The organism is Streptomyces sp. NPDC093111 (assembly GCF_040683955.1).
In the GTDB taxonomy this organism is placed as follows: Bacteria; Actinomycetota; Actinomycetes; order Streptomycetales; family Streptomycetaceae; genus Streptomyces.
Window position 1 is genome coordinate 267,103 of record NZ_JBFBNW010000015.1, and the last position, 18,488, is coordinate 285,590.

An 18,488-nucleotide genomic window follows, 5' to 3' on the forward strand; every position below is an offset into this window, starting at 1 on the left:
GAAGAGCCGGCGCGGGAACCGGGGGAGGCGGAGGGGGGTGCGGGCGAGGCGGCCCGGGGCGGGCGGCACCGCAGCCGGGCGCGGTGGCGCCGCCGCCGGCCGCTGCGTACCCGGATGGCACTCGCCGCCACCGCGGCCGTCGCCGTCGTCGCCGTCGGCATGTGCGTCGCGGCCTTCCTCATCGTCCGGGCCCAGCTCGAACACCAGCTCCAGCTGAACCTCACCCAGTACGCCCGCCTCGTCGCCCAGCGGAACCACGGGGCCGGGCCCGGCGTCCTCTCCGGGGAGTGCCGCTTCCTGGCCGCGCCCGGCTGCGCCCAGGTGGTGCCCGCCGACCGGCGGGACGACCCGCCCGACCCGTACATCCTGCCGGTCACCGACACCGCGCGCGCCGTGGCGGCCGGGCGGCACGGGCCGTACTACTCCGAGATCACCGTGGCCGGCCGGCCCACCCGGATGCTCACCACCGACTTCGCGCCCGGCCGCGCCCTCCAGGTCGCGATCCGCTCGGACACCGTGGAACGCGGAGTGGACCAGGTCGCCCGGCTGCTCACCCTCACCTGCGCCATCGGCGTGGTGACGGCCGGCTTCCTCGGCTCCTGGGTCGCCCGCACCGGACTCGCCCCGGTGACCCGGCTGACGGCGACCGCCGAGCGCATCGCCGCCACGCGCGACCCCCGCCACCGGATCGGCCCGGCGTCGCCCGGCCCGGGGGCCGCGCCCGCCGACGAGATCACGCGCCTCGCGGCCAGCTTCGACGTCATGCTGGACGAGCTGGAGAAGTCGGTCACGGCCCGGCGCCGACTGGTCGCCGACGCCTCGCACGAACTGCGCACCCCGCTGACCGCGCTGCGCACCAACGCCGAACTGCTCACCCGCGCCGACCGGCTGACCCCCCGGCAGCGCGACCGCGCCGCGTCCGCCGTGCACCGCCTGCTCCGTGAGGTGAACGGCCTGGTCGCCGACCTGATCGAGCTGGCCAGGGACGAGGAACCCCGGCCCCTGCTCGAACAGGTCGCCCTGGCCCCGCTCCTCGCCCACACGGTGGCCACGGCCCGCGACCACTGGCCCGCGGTCCCCTTCGAGGTACGGGTCACCGGCGCACCGGTCGTGCCCGGCGTGCCGGCCCGCCTGACCCGGCTCGTCGGCAACCTCCTCGACAACGCGGCCAAGTTCAGCCCGCCCGGGCAGCCGGTCGAGATCACCCTCGACGCGCACGAGCTGACGGTGCGCGACCACGGTCCCGGCATCGCGGAGGAGGACCTCCCCTACGTCTTCGACCGCTTCTACCGCGCCACGGCGGCCCGCGCCCTGCCCGGATCGGGCCTCGGCCTGGCCATGGCCCTCCAGATCGCCCGGGCCCACGGCGCCGAACTGACGGCGGAGCGGGCCCCGGGCGGCGGCGCCCTGTTCCGGCTGACGTTCCCCGGCTGACCCCCGACCCCGGCCGGCCCGACGCCCGCCCGTTCCCCGCGCTCGCGCCCGCGCTCGCGCCGTGTGGCGACTTCTCGACAGGAACGGATGATTCCGTATCGGACCGGCTCGGGTGGGCACAACAGCCGCAGGCACCTTGACATCCGCAGACGTGAGGAGCGCGCATGTCCACCTGGCCGTCGTCGGAAGAGCCGGTCTTCACCGCGGACTTCACCTCGCGGGACCAATGGGTAGCGGGCCGCAGCTGGGCCTATCCGAACGGAGGCCCGGTCAACCCGGGCGACAACAAGCTGGACCACCTCGTCGACGACCCGGAGTACAGCCGTACCGGGCGCTTCCGGGCCACCCGGCGGCGCGACGGCCTCTGGGACGCCGGCCTGCTCACCACGGAAGGCAGCCGGGACGGCTTCGAGCTCCGTACGGGGGACACCCTGGAGGCCCGGGTCAGACTCCCCGAGGAGATGGGCGCCTGGCCGGCGATCTGGACCTGGCGCGACGGCGGCCAGGAGGTCGACGTCTTCGAGTACCACCCCGACAACCCCGACCTCCTGGAACTGACCAACCACGTCCGCAACGCCCACCGCTACCACCGCTCCTCCGCCGTGCGGCCCGGCGGCTGGATCGCCCTGCGCGTCTCGTTCGGCGCGCGGTCCGTGACCTGGTACCTGGACGGCGAGGAGATCTTCGACGACGGCCGGGGCGTCGGGCGCGGCTGGCACGCCTATCTGATCGTCAACCTCTCGGTCTGCGCCGGGCGCTACCACCCCGCCCCCGACGCCACCGCCACCGAGATGTCGTACGAGGTGAGCGATCTGCGGGTCTATCGCCGGGGGTGGTGAGCCCGGCGGCGGTCCGTACCGCCCGATGTGGAGAGGGCCGCCATGTGCGCGGCCCTCTTTGTGTGGGGCGACCCCATGCCCCGGTGTCGCCCCGCCCGCCTAGCGTGTGCTCACCCGGTGCCGGGACGGCATCGGGCGGCCGCGCTGAGGGCGCACGAGTGGGGAAGAGGCCGGATCATGGCCGGAAGACGGAGCCGGGGGCGGGGCTGGCGGGCGCGGGCCGCTCGGATCATGGCGGTGGCGGGGGTGGTCACGGCGGCCCTCGTGGTGCCGCCCGCCACCGCGAGCGGGCAGCCGGCGGGCGCCGCCGCCGGTGCCCGGGCGGTGGCCGCCGCGCCGCCCTCGTACCTCAGCCTCGAAGCGAGTTACGGCGCGGGGACCGTCACCAACGGCTGGAGCCGGGTCGAGCGGTACGCCGACACGACGGCCGGGTTCCGCACCGAGGGCTTCCCGGCGGACGGCCGAGGGGACCAGGACGGGGTGCGGGTCACCTACTTCGGCGGCGTCGCCCGGCCCTCCTCGGGGAAGTTCCTCCTCTACTCGGCGCCCGGCTGGGACACCGGCAGCCGCACCACGCCCGTCCTCCTCGTGCACGGCGCCAACGACACGGCGGACCGGGCGTGGGCCAACCCCGGCGAGTCCGGCGGCTACGGCTGCGGCGCCGCGAGCTGCCCGTCCACCGGCCTCATGCAGTACCTGTCCGCGCGCGGCCACCGGGTCTTCGCCGTCGGCTTCGCCCACAAGCAGGGCGACAACCTCATGCAGGCGCAGGTCGTCGGCGACGCCGTCGCCGTCATCAAGGTCCGGCTGGGCGTCGCCCAGGTGGACCTGGTCGGGTGGAGCAAGGGTCAGATGTCGACCCGGGCGTACGTGTCGTCCGTGAAGCCGAGCTGGGGGCGCGCGTACGCCGGTGACGTACGCCGGCTCGTCACCGTCGGCGGCCCGAACGGCGGCTACGACTACCCCTACGCCCACGGCTGGGCCCACGACTTCTCCCTCTGGCCCGAGTGCGGCGGCAAGATCAACGCCCCCTCCCCGCACTCCCACATGACCTGCTACGGCCTGTACACCGCCCACCCGGAGTTCTCGTTCACGCCCTCCGGCGGCCAGGACAACTACCCCGGCCAGCGGCAGATGCTCGCCCGCTGGGACGGCGTGTACGGAGTCGACGGCGCCGCCCAGGACTGGTACACGACCTACTACGGCGGCCAGGGCTTCTACACGGCGGGCGGCGGCATCCAGGCCGCCATCGACGCCGGGTCGCTCATCGCGCCGCTGCACAGCGCGGGCGTACCCGCCTCCGTCACCACCTACCTGCTGGCCGGCGGCTCCGCCGACATCCTCGGCATCTTCAACGAGAACCGCGGCCCCAGCGACGGTGTCGTCTTCACCGCCAGCGCCCTCGACACCACCGGCATCCCCACGGTCGGCGGCAAGGCCACCGTCGCGGGCGCCAACCACCTCGAACTGGGCTGGAACAGCTCGGCCGCCGCCCAGATCGCCACCTGGCTTTCCTGAAGGACCCGACATGAACACGCTCCGCACCCGCCACGTCGCCACCGCCCGGCTCACCCAGCGGATCACCGAGGTCCGCGACGAGGGCGAGGTCGTCCTCTTCGTCCACGGCAACGTCTCCTCCTCCGCGTTCTGGCACCCCGTCCTGACCGCGCTGCCGGACCGCTACCGCCCCATCGCCGTCGACCTGCGCGGCTTCGGCGGCACCGACCCGCTGCCCGTCGACGCCACCCGGGGCGTGCGGGACTACGCCGACGACCTCGCCGCGCTCCTGGAGGCGCTCGGCGTCGACCGGGCGCACCTGGTCGGCTGGTCCATGGGCGGCGGCGTCGTGATGCAGTTCCTCCGCGACCACCCGGCCGCGGTCCGCTCCCTGTCGCTGGTCAACCCGGTCTCCCCGTACGGCTTCGGCGGCACCCGCGGCGTGGACGGCGTCCTCAACTCCGCCGACGGCGCCGGGTCGGGCGGCGGCACCGCCAACCCCGAGTTCGTCCGCCTGCTGGCCGAGGGCGACCGCGGCGAGGACTCGCCGCTCTCCCCGCGCTCCGTCCTCGCCACCTGCTACGTCAAGCCGCCGCTGCGCCCCGCGCACGAGGACGCGTACGTGGAGGCCATGCTCACCACCCGCACCGGCGACGACCACTATCCGGGCGACAGCAAGCCGTCCGACGCCTGGCCCGGCATCGCGCCCGGCACCCGCGGGGTGCTCAACTGCCTCGCCCCGACCCACTTCCGCGTCGACGACCTGCACCTGATCGGCCCCAAGCCGCCGATCCTGTGGATCCGCGGCGAGGACGACGTGATCGTCGCCGACACCTCGATGTTCGACCTGGCGCACCTCGGCGCGCTCGGCGCCGTACCGGGGTGGGACGGGACCCCGGCGCAGCCGATGGTCGCGCAGACCCGGCACGTCCTCGACCGGTACGCGGCGGCCGGCGGGAAGGTCCGGGAGGTCGCGGTCGCCGGCGCCGGGCACTCGGTCCACCTGGAACGCCCCGAGGAGTTCGGCGCCGCGCTGATCGAGGTGCTGACGGCATGACCGTGCGCACGACCCGGCAGGGCGCGGTCCGAGGCCGCGCCCTGCCCGACGGCGTGACCTCGTTCCTCGGCATCCCGTACGCCGCCCCGCCCTTCGGTGGCCTGCGGTTCCGCGCCCCGGCGCCGCCCGCCTCCTGGACGGGTGTCCGGGACGCCACGGCGTACGGCCCGACGCCGCCGCACGCCCCCTACGCGCCGCCGTTCGACGCGCTCATCCCGGACGACGTCACCGAGGGGGAGGACTGCCTCAACCTCAACATCTGGACGCCGGCCCCGGAGCGCGGTGCCGGGCTGCCGGTGATGGTGTGGCTGCACGGCGGGGCGTTCACCAACGGGGCCGGCTCGGTGTCCGCGTACGACGGCGGTGCCTTCGCCCGTGACGGCGTCGTCTGCGTCACCCTCAACTACCGGCTGGGTGCCGACGGCTTCCTGCGCCTGCCCGGCCGCCCCGACAACCGGGGCCTGCTCGACCAGATCGCCGCCCTGCGCTGGGTGCGGGAGAACATCGACTCGTTCGGCGGCGACCCCGAACGGGTGACCGTCTTCGGCGAGTCGGCCGGCGCCATGAGCATCGGCATGCTCCTGACCGACCCGGCGGCCCGGGGGCTGTTCCGCCGGGCGATCCTCCAGTCCGGCGCCTGCCACCACTTCCTGCGCCCGGCCTCGGCCGAGCTGGTCACGGCCCGGCTCGCGGCGAAGCTGGGCATCGACCCGACCCCGGAGGCGTTCGCCGCCGTCCCGCTGCCCGAACTCCTGCCCGCCCAGGCGGAGTTGCGCGGCGAGCTGAACGCCCGACCCGATCCGGCGCTCTGGGGCGAGGCCGCGCTCAACATGATGCCGTTCGAACCGGTGGCGCCCGCCCTGGCCCTGCCCGGACCCGACTGCGGGATCGACCTGCTCATCGGCAGCAACCGCGAGGAGTACCGCCTCTTCCTCGTCCCGACCGGGCGCCTGGACCTCGTCCCCGCCACCACCCTCGACGCCCTCGCCACGGCCTACGGCCTCGACCCGGCCGTGGCCCTCCCCGTCTACGAGGCCGCCCGGCCCGGCGCCACGCCGGGCGAACTCCTCGACGCGGTGGCCACCGACTGGTTCTACCGCGTGCCCGCCGTCCGGCTCGCCGAGGCCGTCCCCGGCTCGTACCTGTACGAGTTCTCCTGGCGCTCCCCGGGCTTCGACGGCGCGCTCGGATCCTGCCACGCCCTGGAACTCCCCTTCGTCTTCGACCGCCTCCACGACCCGGCCTACGCCCCGCTGCTCGGCGCCGACCCGCCGCAGGCGCTCGCGGACGCCCTGCACGGGGCGTGGGTGTCCTTCGCGCGGACGGGCGACCCCGGCTGGCAGTCGTACGAACCCGGGACCCGTACGACGATGGACTTCACGGATGCCGGTCCCGCCCAGGTCAGCGATCCACGAGCCGGTGAACGGAGGCTGTGGGACGGCGTGCGCTGAGCAAAGTGCGCCCCGTAATGCGCGGCCGCACGCCGTCTTCGCGCGGTCGCGCCACAAGGTGGCACAACGGACCCGTGCGCTCGCCGATTCAAGTGAATCCGACGGCGTGTGTGTTGATACGACTTTGACCTCGGGGCACGCTCCCTCCCAGCGGTTCTCACCCGTTGAGAGGGATGGGCATGACGACCCAAGTCACCGAGTCCGAGCTGGAAGCCCTGCTCCATGGCGCACTGCGCGCCAAGGGGGCGGGCGAGCGCTGGGCCACCGAGTCGAACGAGAGCTGGTGCCGGGTGGCACCACGCTCCGGGACCGGGCCGGCCCAGGGCTGGAAGCTGCACGTGTCGGCGACGGCCGCGTCCGCCCCGGCGGTCCTGGAGAGGGCCCTGGACGTCCTGCTCAAGGACGGCTCGGCCTTCAAGTTCGCCCGCTCCCTGGAGCAGGTGAGCGCCCTCAACACCCGGGCCACGCCCCGGGGGAGCTCGGGCAAGTTCCTCACCGTGTACCCGGCCTCCGACGCCGACGCGGCCCGCCTCGCGCAGGCCCTCCACACGGCGACCGAGGGGCTGGCCGGCCCCCGCATCCTGTCCGACCAGCCCTACGCCCCCGACAGCCTGGTGCACTACCGCTACGGCGCCTTCGTCGGCCGCCGGCGCCTCTCGGACGAGGGGCTGATGGTCTGGTACATCGAGGACCCCGACGGCAACCCCGTGGAGGACAAGCGGACCGGCCGGTACGAGCCGCCCGCGTGGGCCGTCAGCCCCTTCCCCGACTCCGTGCCCGTCGCACCGCCCAGGACCGAGGCGCCGCGCCGCCCCGTCCTGCTCGGCGGCCGGTTCTCGGTGCGGGAGGCCATCCGGCACACCAACAAGGGCGGCGTCTACCGGGGCACCGACGTCGAGACCGGCGCCCCGGTGGTGATCAAGGAGACCCGGCCCCACGTGGAGGCCGACGCCTCCGGCAACGACGTCCGCGACTGGCTGCGCACCGAGGCCCGCACCCTGGAGAAGCTCAAGGGCACGGGGCTCGCGCCGGAGGCGCTCGCGATGTTCGAGCACGGCGGGCACCTGTTCCTGGCCCAGGAGGAGGTGCCGGGGATCCCCCTGCGCAACTGGGTCGCCGAGCACTTCCGCGACAGCGGCGCCGAGCGCTACCGCACCGACGCGCTGGTCCAGGCCGGACGCCTGGTGGACCTCGTCGAGGCCGCCCACGCCCGAGGCTGCGTGCTGCGCGACTTCACCCCCGCCAACGTGATGGTCCGCCCCGACGGCGGGCTGCGCCTCATCGACCTGGAGCTCGCCGTCCTCGCCGACGACGAAGCCCTCCCGAGCCGCGTCGGCACCCCCGGCTTCAGTCCCCCCGAGCGCCTGGTGGACGCGCCCGTCTCCCCGACCGGCGACTACTACAGCCTCGGCGCGACCCTGTGCTTCGTCCTGACCGGCAAGGTGCCGGCCCTGCTGGAGGAGAAGCCCGCCACCCGGCCCGCCGAGGACCGGCTCGGCGAGTGGCTGCGCGCCTGCGCCGCCCCCCTGGACCTGCCGGACGGCCTGCGCACGATGATCCTCGGACTGATGAAGGACGACCCCGCCGCCCGCTGGGACCCGGCCCGGGCACGGGACGCGCTCCGGGAGAGCGCCCCGGTGAGCGCACCCGGGACGGCCTGTACGGACACGGCCCGCACGGTCACCTCCGGCGCGGACACCGGCACCGGCACCGACCCGATCGACCTCGCCGTGGCCGGGATCGTGGAACACCTCGTCGACTCCATGACGCCGGACGACGACCTGCGGCTGTGGCCGGTGTCCGTCAAGGCGGGGGAGACCGACGCCTGCATCGTCCAGCAGGGCGCGGCCGGTGTGCTGTCCGCCCTGACCCGCTACTTCGAGCTCACCGGCGACCCCCGCCTCCCGCAGGTCATCGCCACCGCGGGCCGCTGGATCGCGGACCGCACCGACACCCGCTCCACCCGGCCCGGCCTGCACTTCGGCGGTCGCGGCACGGCCTGGGCGCTGTACGACGCGGGCCGCGCGGTCGAGGACCGCGCGCTCGTCGACCACGCCCTCGCCCTGGCCCTCGCGCCGCAGGAGCCGACGCCCAGCCACGACATCACCCACGGCTCGGCCGGCAGCGGACTCGCCGCCGCCCACCTGTGGCACCGCACCGGCGACCCACGCTTCGCCGCGCTGGTCGCCGAGGCCGCCGACCGGCTGGCCGCCGCGGCCCGGCGCGAACCGGCCGGAGTGAGCTGGCCGGTGCCCGCGGAGGCCGTCGTCGAGGAGGCCGGCAAGCGCTACCTGGGCTTCGCCCACGGCACCGCCGGCATCGGCTGCTTCCTCCTGGAGGCCGCCGCCGTCACCAAGAACCCGGAGCACCGGGAACTGGCCCTGGCGGCCGGCGAGCTCCTCGTGACGCACGCCGTCACCGTCGGCGACGCCACCCAGTGGCCGGCCCAGGCCACCGACGTGCCGACCGCGCCGTACTGGTGCCACGGCTCCGCCGGCATCGGCTCGTTCCTCGTCCGGCTGTGGCGGGCGACCGGCGACGAACGGTTCCGCGACCTCGCCGTCGGCGGCACCCGCGCCGTGGTGGAGCGCGCCTCCCGCGCCGCCGTCACCCAGTGCCACGGACTGGCCGGCAACGGCGACTTCCTCCTCGACATGGCCGAGGCCACCGGCGACCCCGCCCACCGGGCGCGCGCCGAGGAACTGGCCCGCCTCATCGTCTCCGAACGGTCCCACCGCGGCAGCCACGTCGTCTTCCCCAACGAGTACGGGGACGTCTCGACGAGCTGGAGCGACGGATCGGCGGGAATCCTGGCGTTCCTCCTGAGGATCCGCCACACAGAGCCCCGGCACTGGATGGTCCAGCAGCCGGTCTGAGCGGCAGGAGTCTCTGCCGCCCACGTGTCACACAAGAGAAGGAGATTGTCATGGAGAACCAGGACCTCGAGCTGCTGGCCCACCTGCACGCCCTTCCGGAGACCGACCCGGTCGGTGTCGACGGCGACTCGTTCAGCGGAACGTGCGCGTGCGTCGGCCTGCTGACGCTCCTCAACACCATCTGTATCGGTATCAGCTGCGCGTAACACCGAAGCACCCCCCGGCCGGTGGTTGCCCCGAGGCAGCCGCCGGCCGGAGCGGGCTCCGGCTCCGTGCGGACGACGAGGAAGAGGACGAGGACGAGACCCCATGCAGGCATCCGCAGGTGACGACGCACTCGCCGCAGCACCCCTCATGACCGCAGAGGTCACCGGACCCCGCGCGGGGGAGCCCCCGCACGACCCCGGATACGCGATCAGCACCCGCGGACTGGTGAAGAGCTACCCGGGCCCGGACGGCACCTCCGTCGACGCGGTCCGCGGCCTCGACCTCGACGTGCGCCGGGGCGAGACCTTCGCCTTCCTCGGCCCCAACGGCGCCGGCAAGTCCACGACCATCGCCCTGCTGTGCGCCCTCGCCCGCCCCACCTCCGGTCACGCCACCGTGGCCGGCTTCGACGTGTCCACCCGGCCGCACGACGTGCGCCGCCAGGTCGGCATCCTCTTCCAGCACAGCGCCCTCGACCCGGACCTGACCGTCGAACAGAACCTGCGCATCCACGCCCGCCTCTACGGACTGCCCCGCCGCGAGGTGCGCCGGCGGACCGCCGAGGTGCTCGAACCCGCCGGACTGACCGACCGGCGCCGGTTCCCCGTACGCGCCCTGTCGGGCGGCATGCGGCGACGCCTGGAGATCGCCCGCCAGTTGCTGCACTCCCCGAGCGTGCTGTTCCTGGACGAGCCGACCACCGGGCTCGACCCGCACGCGCGCGCCGAGATCTGGGACCATCTGCGGGCCCTGCGCGACCGGCTCGGCAGCACCCTCTTCGTCACCACCCACTACCTGGAGGAGGCGGAGAACTGCGACCGGATCGCGATCATCGACGGGGGCCGGCTTGTCGCCCAGGGCACGCCGCACGGGCTCAAGGCGGAGATCGGCGACGACCGGGTGGTGCTGCGCACCAGCGACGACGGGCGGGCCCGGAAGGTCGTCGCCCAGGCGGCGCCACCGGACCGTCCCGTCACCGTGGATGCCGACGGCACATGGCTGCGGGTGCCCGACGGCAGCGCGTGGATCCCGCGCCTGTGCGCCGCGCTGGAGGCCCACGGCATCGCCGTGCACGCCGCCTCCGCCACCCCGCCAACCCTCGACGACGTCTTCTTCCACCACACCGGCCGCAGCATCACCACCACCCCCGCGGCGATCGGAGCCGGCCGATGACCGCCCTCACCCTCCAGGCGCCCGAGACCACCGAGCGGGGGCCGGCGCCCCGGCTGCGCCACGAACTGCGGGCGATCCACGCCCTGGTCCACCGCGACCTGCTGCGGCTGGCCTGCCAGCGCTCCCACACCGCGCTGGTCCTGCTGCAACCCGTGCTGTACCTCTTCGCCCTCGGCGGCGGGCTCGCCACCCTCATCCCCGCCGCCTCGCTGGGCACCGGTTACCAGACGTACCTCTTCCCCGGCATGCTCATGATGACCGTGCAGACCCCGGCCATCATGGTGGGCATCCGGCTCATCACCGACCGGCAGAGCGGCTACCTGCGCGAGCTCCTGATGGCCCCCGTCAGCCGCTCCACCCTGCTCCTGGGCAGCTGCGCCGGCGGCACCCTCGTCGCCGCCGTGCAGGGCGCCGTCCTGCTCAGCCTGGCCGGTGCGGTCGGCCTGCCGTACGACCCGGTCCTCCTGCTCCTCCTCCTCGGCGGCATGCTGCTGGCCTCCTTCGCCCTCACCAGCCTGACCCTGGCGCTGTCGGTGACGCTGCGCAGCCCCGAGCTGTTCCACACCCTCCTCAGCCTGCTGATGATGCCGCTGCTGTTCCTCTCCGGCGCCTTCTTCCCGCTGGAGTCCATGCCGGGCTGGGCGCGCGGCCTCGCGACCGTCAACCCGCTCGCGTACGGGGTGGACCTGCTGCGCCGCTGCATCACCCTGCGGGTCCCGGACCAGGCGGCCGTCGGCGGCATCGAATGGGCGGGCCGGCAGCCGCCGCTGCTCCTGGAGGCCGGGCTGCTGCTCGCCGTCGGAGCCCTGACGCTCCTCTGGGCCGCCCGCCGCTTCAGCCGCCCGGAGTGACGGCACCGCCCCGCGTTCCCCGGCTCCTCGACTCCCCGGCGCCCCCGCGGCCCGCCCCATCGGCGGGCCGCGGGGGCGTGCCGGGGTAAAGCGCGGGAAAAGTCCTGGTCGGACCGCTGCGGTTCCCGCACGGAGTGTTTACGGCGTCTTATCGCGTTCTTAGCGCCCCAGGAGCCCGTACGGGCGTCCTGGAACGACGGATTCCGCAGCGGGAGAGGCATTGACCTGCGGTTCCGCCCGAGCTTCCATTCAGGCCGGGAGCCACGGACCCACTGATCACCGGACGCCTCGGAGGCGATACCGCTCCCGTTCACAAACACCGCTCGCACCGATCGGAACCGCCTGATGACGGACACCCTCAGCGCACCGCACGCGTTGGCCCCCCAGACCGGCCCCGTGCCGCAGAAGCTCAAGCGCTCCATCGGTGTCGTGGGCGGCACCCTGCTCACGCTGTCGTGCGTGACACCCGCCTCGACCCTCTTCGTGGTCGTCCCGGACCTGTTCGACGGTGTCGGCACCTACGCGGCCCTGACCATCGCGATCGGCTCGCTGCTCTGCATCGGCGTGGCGTTCTGCTACTCCGAGCTCGGCACCCTGATCCCGAGCGCGGGCGGCGAGTACGCCATCGTCTCCACCCTCGCGGGCCGGCTGGCCGGCTGGCTGGTGTTCGTGCTGTCCCTGCTGGTGGTGATGATCGTGCCACCGGTGATCGCCATGGGGACCGCCGACTACCTCGCGCCCCTCGTGCACATCCCGGCCCCGCTGGCCGGTGCCGGCGTCATGGTCCTCGCGACCCTCGCCGGTCTGCTCGACCTGCGGGCCAACGCCTGGATCACCGGCATCTTCCTCGTCCTGGAGGTCGTCGCCGCCGGCATCGTCGCGGTCCTCGGCTTCTCCCACTCCCAGCGGGGCGTCGGCGCCCTGGTCCACGGCCAGGTCGCCTCCGCCGGCGGCGGACACTCGCTCGTCACCGGCGCCATGGTGGTCTCGGGCCTCGCCATCGCCCTCTTCGTCACCCAGGGGTTCTCGACGGCCGTCTACCTCTCCGAGGAGCTGGAGAACCCGCGCCGCACCGTGGCCCGCACCGTGCTCGCCACGCTCGCCATCTCCACCGCCGTGATCCTGGTGCCCGTCGTCGCGATCACCCTCGGCGCCGGCGACCTGGCGACCCTCACCGGCGGAGACATCAGCGGCATGATCGCCGCCTGGTCCAACTCGGCCGTCGGCACCTTCATCAGCCTCTGCGTCGCCCTGGCGATCGTCAACGCCGGCATCGTCATGGTCATCCAGAACTCCCGCGTCCTGTTCGCCTCCGCCCGCGACAAGGCCTGGCCGGAGCCGGTCAACAACGCCCTGTCCCGGCTCGGGCGCTTCGGCTCCCCGTGGGTGGCCACCCTGGCCGTCGGCGTGCCGGGCGCGGCCCTGTGCTTCGTGAACCTCGACACCCTGTACGGCGTCACCGGCGTCTCCGTCACCGGCATGTACCTGCTGGTCGCGGTGGCCGCCCTGTTCAGCCGCCGCGGCGCGCACCGCGAGATCGCGGCCTGGCGCATGCCCCTGTGGCCGGCCGTGCCGGTCCTGCTCATCGGCGTCCTCGCCTACGTCCTGTACATGCAGGACGGCAAGTACCTGGCGTGGACCGGCGGCATCACGGCCGCCGCCACCCTCTACTGGGCGCTGTACCTGCGCCCGCGCCGGGACACCCGCTGGCTGGTCAGCATCCCGGAGGACGAGCAGCTCTGACCTCCCCGAGGCACCCGAGGGCCGGGACGGCGAAAGCCGCCCCGGCCCTTCGGCGTCCGCGGCCGGGCCCGGCGGACCGCTCCGGACTCACGGCTCCGGCGGGCGCCGTCGTCGGCCGAAGCGTCCCAGGACGCCGGTCAGGAGGACGGCGGTGAGGGTGCCGGCGACGACGCCGCTGCTCAGGACGGTGCGGGCCCAGGAGGGGAAGCCCGCGTACAGGTCGGGGGTGAGGAGGGGGAGCAGGCCCATGGCGAGGGCGAGTGCGGCGGTCAGGGAGCCGGTTCCGGTGCCGGAGAGGTCGGCGCGGCGCAGCATCTCGACGCCCATCACGGCGATGACGGCGTAGACGACGAGGGCGGAACCGCCCACGACGGCCTCGGGGATGCCGGCGAGGGCGCGGGAGACGGGGGTCGCCACGCCGAGCACGATCAGCAGGGCGCCGGCGGCGGCCGTGACGTACCGGCTGCGGACACCGGTGAGGCGGCCGATGCCGATGTTCTCGGCGCTGGTGACCATGAGGGAGGTGCCGAACAGGCCGCCGGCCAGGGAGACCAGGGCGTCGGCGCGGGCGACGCGCGGGACGTCCCGGCCCGGGTCCGGGGTGCGGCCGACGGTCTCGCTGTTGAGGACGGTCTAGCCGGTGATCTCGGCCAGCGTGGTGAGGCTGAAGACCAGCAGCGGCAGGGCGGCGACCAGGTCGAACCGGGGCGTGCCGTACGGCAGGAGCTCGGGCAGCGCGAAGCCGGAGCCCGCGGCGGGGGTGAAGGCGCCGAGGCCGGTGACGGCGGCGACCAGGGTCCCGGCGGCCATGCCGGTGAGGACGGCGGTCTGCCGCCAGACGCCGCGCAGCAGCACGTACGCGGTGACGGTCGCGGCCACCGTGAGGGCGGCGAGGAGCACCGCGCGCGGTTCGCCGGTGCCGTCGGGGCCGGTCACCAGCCGGGCGGCGACGCGGATCATCGCGATGCCGATGAGCAGCACGGTCACGCCCATGACCAGGGGCGGGAAGAGCCGCACGATCCGCCCGTACAGGGGGAGCACGGCCACCAGCAGGGCCGCCGCGAGGAGGACGGAGCCGGCCGCGGTGGGGGCGCCGTGGTCCTGGGCGATCTGGAGGAACAGGGCGGTCGCCGCGCCGCCCGGCAGCATGACGAACGGCAGCCGGCTGCCTATCCGCCAGACGCCGAGGGACTGTAGCAGGGCGCCCGCGCCGCACAGCAGCAGGACGGCGCTGAGCAGCGAGGCGGTGGCGGCGGGGGAGAGGCGCAGGGTGCCGCCGACGAGGAAGACGGTGGAGACCGGGGCGGCGATCATCGCCAGGACGTGCTGGGCGGCGAGCGGCAGCAGCCGGTGCGGCGGCACGGGGGCGTCGGCGGCGTCGGGGGCGTCCGGCCCGGCGGGGATCGTGGCGGGCGTCATGCCGTGACCTCCAGCCACGGGATCTCCTCGGCGGCGTAACGGTAGGCGCGGAAGACGGCGTTGGGCTCGGCCGGAAAGAGGCCCCGGACCTCCCGCTCCGCGTACCCGCCGAAGTGCGGGACGACGTACTCCCAGCACAGGTAGCCGTCCTTCGTCACCTCGAAGAGGCGCCCGGACGGGGAGTCGGTGACGAGGGTGTTGCCGTTGGGCAGGCGCTGCGCGGAGCCCATGAACGGCGCGAAGAAGAACTCGCGGGCCGGGTCGTGGTACTCCCAGACGACCTCGCCGTCGGCGCGGTCGAGCTCGACGACCCGGGAGTACGGGACGTCGTGGCCGGGCCGGAACACGCCGTTGTCGAAGACGAGCAGCCGGCCGTCGGCCAGTTCGGTGGGCGCGTGCTGCTGGCTGACCGTGCCGGGGCGGCTGCGCCACAGGATCTCGCCCGTCTCGCGGCTGATGACGACGACGGCCGAGACGCTGCGCAGGCTGGCGAGGACGGTGCCGTCGGGCAGCGGGGTGACGCTGTTGACGAGCGGCCAGTGCTCCCGCGCGTAGGCCTCGTGCAGGGGGAACTCGGCCGGGTCGAGGTGGTCCGCGGCGCGCCAGGACCAGAGGAGTTCGCCGTCCGGGCCGACCTCGCGGAGGGTGTCGGCCCAGACCGTGCCGCCGGCGGCCTCGGAGCCGGGGACTCCGCCCCGTACCGCCGCGGCCCGCTCGCCCGTCAGGGGTTCGAGGGCCGTGTAGAGGATGCGTCCGTCGTCGAGGTGGTGGGCGTCGTGGTGCTGGAGGGGGTCGCGGTGCTCGCGCAGCACGGTGCCGTCGGGCGCGGCCTTGAGCATCACGCCGCCCCGGTACTTGTGCCACATCGGGAACAGGGCCTCCTCGCCGGGCAGGACGCCGTTGTAGGCGAGGGTCCCGTCGGCGAGCAGCCGGGCGTGGCGGCCGGGGCGGTAGGGGAGGTCCCAGCGGTGGACGGGACGTCCGCGCAGGTCGACGAGGTGCACCTGACCCGTGCCGGTGAGCGGGGCGTAGAGCGTGTAGCCGGGGTACGCGGCCTCTTCGTCGAGGGCGATGAGGCCGGTGGGGCGTCGGCGGCGGGAGTTCTGGTCGACCACGGGCATGGCGGGGCTCGCCTCCAAGGCGTCAAAGTTTCTTTGATGAGAGCAACGGACTTTGACGTTAGAGGCGTGGTGTGACGGGCGTGTGTCAGGAGTGCGAAACCGTTCCCGGGGCGGTGCCGCGGGCGGCGTAGGGTGCCGTCAGGCAGGGAGAACGGTGCGGTGGGCGCCGCGAGGGCGGGGAAGGACGGACATCCATGGAGGCCGCGAACACGCCGCGGGTCGGGGCGGCCGTGCGCCGCCGGCGCCGCGCGCTCGATCTGACCCTCGCCGACGTCGCGGGGCGCAGCGGCCTCTCCTCGCCGTTCCTCAGCCAGATCGAGAACGACCGGGCGCGGCCCAGCATGCGCTCGCTCCAGCTGATCGCCGACGCGCTCGACACCACCGCCGTGCAGCTGCTCGCCGCCTCCGACGAGACCCGGACGGTCGAGGTGGTCCGCGCGGGCGACGCCGGCGGGCTGAGCGAGGGCGCGCGGGTCCGGCCGCTGGTGCGCGGCCGTCACCAGCTGCACGCCCTGGAGTTCACCGGCGACCAGGAGGCGGACCGCGAGTTCCGGCACCGCAACGACGAGTTGATGTACGTGGTGGACGGCGCGGTGGAGGTGGAGGCCGAGGGGCGGGTGCACCAGCTCGGGCGCGGGGACTCGCTGCTGATGTCCGGTGGTGTCCGGCACCGCTGGCGCACCGCCGGGCCGGGGGCGCGGGTGCTGGTGGTGGCGGTGGGGGACCACGTGGAGGTCCTGGGGGCCTGACGGGTGCGGCGGGTGTGACGGTGGCTCGATTCCGCACGCCCTCTTGTGGGTTGGCGTCCGGGTTCTAAGAATGCTCATGACAACCGGAGGATCTTCGGTTGCATGTCATCAGAGGGGAACCCCCACATGAAGAAGCCTCTCGTCGGCGCCCTGCTCGCGCTGCTCCTGACCGGAGCGGCCGCGGCCCCGGCCATGGCGTCCGCGCCGCCGCAGGCTCCCGCGGCCAAGGAGCGGGCGGCGGCCGTCGCCGTCGACTTCGCCGGCACCGTCGCGCTCAGCAACTGCTCCGGCTCGCTCGTCCGCATGCCGAGCTCCCAGCCGAACGACCCCGCGCTCGTCCTCTCCAACGGGCACTGTCTGGAGACCGGCATGCCGGGGGCGGGCCAGGTCGTCAGGAACGTGGCGTCCAGCCGCTCGTTCTCGCTGCTCAACTCGGCCGGCACCAAGGTCGCGACGCTGCGCGCCAGCAAGATCGCGTACGGCACGATGACCGACACGGACATCTCGATCTACCAGGTCACCAAGACGTACGCGCAGATCCAGAGCCAGTACGGCATAGGCGCCCTCACCCTCAACGACGTCCGCCCGACCCAGGGTTCGTCGATCAAGGTGGTGTCCGGGTACTGGAAGCGGATCTACAGCTGCAACGTCGACGGCTTCGTCTACCGCATGAAGGAGGGCGAGTGGACCTGGAAGGACTCGGTCCGCTACACCTCCTCCTGCAACACCATCGGCGGCACCTCCGGCTCGCCGGTCATCGACACGACCACCGGCAAGGTCGTCGCCGTCAACAACACGGGCAACGAGAGCGGTGAGAGCTGCACCGTGAACAACCCGTGCGAGATCGACGAGAACGGCGCCGTGACCGTCCGCCAGGGCATCAACTACGCCCAGGAGACGTACACGATCGTCCCGTGCGTCGGCCCCGGCAACGTGATCGACCTCAACCGCCCGGGCTGCACCCTGCCCAAGCCGTAACGCCGCGACGCACCTCGCGGGTCCGCCCGCCCGGTCACTCGGAGACCGGGCGGGCGGTACGGGAGGTGCGGGCGGTACCGGCGGTGCAGGTACGGACAGCGCTCAGCCGAACATCCACATGCGGGTGATCGTGCCCTGCAACAGGGACTGCGCCGCCGCCGCGCCGATCCCCGTCGAGCGGTCGGTGACGACCCAGATCCCCGCGTTGAACACGTACGAGCGGCCGGGGACCATCGTGAACTGGAGCTCGGGACCGGTCATCGGCCGCGGTCCGTCGCCGCCCCTGCTCTCCTCACCCGCGCTGATCCGCGAGCGCCACAGCCGGGTGCCCGCGCCGGCGAGGAAGCGGCCGTCCTCGAACACGGTCAGCTCGAAGCCGCCCTCCGAGGTGGCGTTGCCGCCGACCCCGACCGTCTTCAACGCGAAGGAGTACCGGCCGGGGTTGAGCACGGCGTGCGGGAACTTCTGCCCCGGGTTCGTGGTCGGCAGGGTCACCCCGAACCCGGCGTGCGCGGCGACGAGTCCGGCGACCCCCTCGGGCAGCGAGCCCGAGCGGGCGTCCAGGCCCACCTCTCCGGTGGCCCGGTTGAGGATCCGGCTGTGCGGCGGGAAGCCCGCGCCGTCGTGCCAGGCCCAACTGAAGTCGTAGGGCGGGACGAACCCCACGGAACGCACGTCCGTCCGGACGTGGGGCGGGAAGTAGGAGGCGCCGTCCTCCCGCAGCGCGTCCGACTCGCCGAGCCGCAGCACCTCGCGCGCGGCCAGCGTCCCGGCCGCCCGGGCGGCGGCCGGGTCCTCCCGGACGAGCCGGGTCAGCGGCGCCTCCAGCGCGTCCGTGAGCTCCGCCAGCTCGGCCTCGGCCGCGCGTTCCCGGGCCGTGCGCGCCGTGGAGTGCTCCACGAGGGAGGCCACCGCGCGCTCCGCGTCCCGCCGGTCCGCTTCGGGCATGTCGTCGTGGAACGAGATCTGGAAATCTGTCGCACCAGTCATGATGTCGCGACTCTCTCGGCTCGGAGATACGTCCTTACGGAGATCCGATCGGTCCGATCGCTCACCAGTGTGGCCGCGAGGGGGCGGGGCCGGGCGGTCCGGC

Annotated in this window: 14 protein-coding genes and 1 pseudogene; 12 read left to right on the top strand and 3 right to left on the bottom strand. The window is 74.0% G+C overall.

Going from position 1 to position 18,488, the window contains the following annotated elements:
* The first annotated feature begins 114 nt into the window (after window positions 1–114).
* From AB0Q96_RS26925 to AB0Q96_RS26970, 10 genes are all read left to right on the top strand, one after another.
* Window positions 115–1,434, top strand: coding sequence for a HAMP domain-containing sensor histidine kinase (locus tag AB0Q96_RS26925; protein WP_365329783.1), 1,320 nt, complete (start codon window positions 115–117; stop codon window positions 1,432–1,434).
* A 164-nt stretch (window positions 1,435–1,598) separates the two neighbouring features.
* Window positions 1,599–2,273 carry a beta-glucanase gene (locus AB0Q96_RS26930; RefSeq protein WP_365329785.1) on the top strand — a complete coding sequence of 225 codons (675 nt, stop codon included), beginning with the start codon at window positions 1,599–1,601 and terminating at the stop codon, window positions 2,271–2,273.
* Between the two features lie 177 nt (window positions 2,274–2,450).
* On the top strand, window positions 2,451–3,791 hold the full coding sequence (locus tag AB0Q96_RS26935) for a lipase (RefSeq protein WP_365329787.1): 1,341 nt from the start codon (window positions 2,451–2,453) through the stop codon (window positions 3,789–3,791).
* Window positions 3,792–3,801: 10 nt separating this feature from the next.
* Window positions 3,802–4,827 (top strand): alpha/beta hydrolase, encoded by a 1,026-nt coding sequence (locus AB0Q96_RS26940; protein ID WP_365329789.1) that lies wholly within the window; start codon window positions 3,802–3,804, stop codon window positions 4,825–4,827.
* Window positions 4,824–6,278: a carboxylesterase family protein gene (locus AB0Q96_RS26945; protein ID WP_365329791.1), complete on the top strand. Its 1,455-nt coding sequence runs from the start codon at window positions 4,824–4,826 to the stop codon at window positions 6,276–6,278. The genes AB0Q96_RS26940 and AB0Q96_RS26945 overlap by 4 nt, the downstream gene beginning before the upstream one ends.
* A gap of 179 nt (window positions 6,279–6,457) precedes the next feature.
* On the top strand, window positions 6,458–9,154 hold the full coding sequence (lanL, locus tag AB0Q96_RS26950) for a class IV lanthionine synthetase LanL (RefSeq protein WP_365329793.1): 2,697 nt from the start codon (window positions 6,458–6,460) through the stop codon (window positions 9,152–9,154).
* A 50-nt stretch (window positions 9,155–9,204) separates the two neighbouring features.
* Complete coding sequence (locus AB0Q96_RS26955; protein WP_165962041.1) at window positions 9,205–9,360, top strand: VenA family class IV lanthipeptide; 156 nt, start codon at window positions 9,205–9,207, stop codon at window positions 9,358–9,360.
* 103 nt (window positions 9,361–9,463) lie between these two features.
* Complete coding sequence (locus AB0Q96_RS26960) at window positions 9,464–10,534, top strand: ATP-binding cassette domain-containing protein (protein WP_365329795.1); 1,071 nt, start codon at window positions 9,464–9,466, stop codon at window positions 10,532–10,534.
* Entirely contained in the window at window positions 10,531–11,385 is an 855-nt protein-coding gene (locus AB0Q96_RS26965) for an ABC transporter permease (RefSeq protein ID WP_365329797.1), read from the top strand. The genes AB0Q96_RS26960 and AB0Q96_RS26965 overlap by 4 nt, the downstream gene beginning before the upstream one ends.
* A 345-nt stretch (window positions 11,386–11,730) precedes the next feature.
* Window positions 11,731–13,128, top strand: a complete 1,398-nt coding sequence (locus AB0Q96_RS26970) for an APC family permease (protein WP_365329799.1) — start codon at window positions 11,731–11,733, stop codon at window positions 13,126–13,128.
* 87 nt (window positions 13,129–13,215) lie between these two features.
* On the opposite strand, the pseudogene AB0Q96_RS26975 reads toward AB0Q96_RS26970, so the two are convergent.
* Together AB0Q96_RS26975 and AB0Q96_RS26980 are read right to left on the bottom strand one after the other, a co-directional pair.
* A pseudogene (locus AB0Q96_RS26975) lies at window positions 13,216–14,547 on the bottom strand (solute carrier family 23 protein).
* Window positions 14,544–15,668, bottom strand: a complete 1,125-nt coding sequence (locus AB0Q96_RS26980; protein WP_365329801.1) for an aryl-sulfate sulfotransferase — start codon at window positions 15,666–15,668, stop codon at window positions 14,544–14,546. The pseudogene AB0Q96_RS26975 and the gene AB0Q96_RS26980 overlap by 4 nt, the downstream one beginning before the upstream one ends.
* 194 nt (window positions 15,669–15,862) lie before the next feature.
* Between AB0Q96_RS26980 and AB0Q96_RS26985 the strand changes: the two genes are divergently transcribed.
* Both AB0Q96_RS26985 and AB0Q96_RS26990 read left to right on the top strand, forming a co-directional pair.
* The gene (locus AB0Q96_RS26985) at window positions 15,863–16,417 is read left to right on the top strand and encodes an XRE family transcriptional regulator (RefSeq protein ID WP_365329803.1); all 555 of its coding nucleotides are present in this window, start codon (window positions 15,863–15,865) and stop codon (window positions 16,415–16,417) included.
* Between the two features lie 126 nt (window positions 16,418–16,543).
* A complete protein-coding gene (locus AB0Q96_RS26990; RefSeq protein ID WP_365329805.1) occupies window positions 16,544–17,395 on the top strand; it encodes a serine protease in 852 nt (283 codons plus the stop codon).
* A gap of 102 nt (window positions 17,396–17,497) precedes the next feature.
* On the opposite strand, the gene AB0Q96_RS26995 is transcribed toward AB0Q96_RS26990, so the two are convergent.
* Entirely contained in the window at window positions 17,498–18,385 is an 888-nt protein-coding gene (locus AB0Q96_RS26995) for a hypothetical protein (RefSeq protein ID WP_365329807.1), read from the bottom strand.
* Window positions 18,386–18,488: the final 103 nt, after the last annotated feature.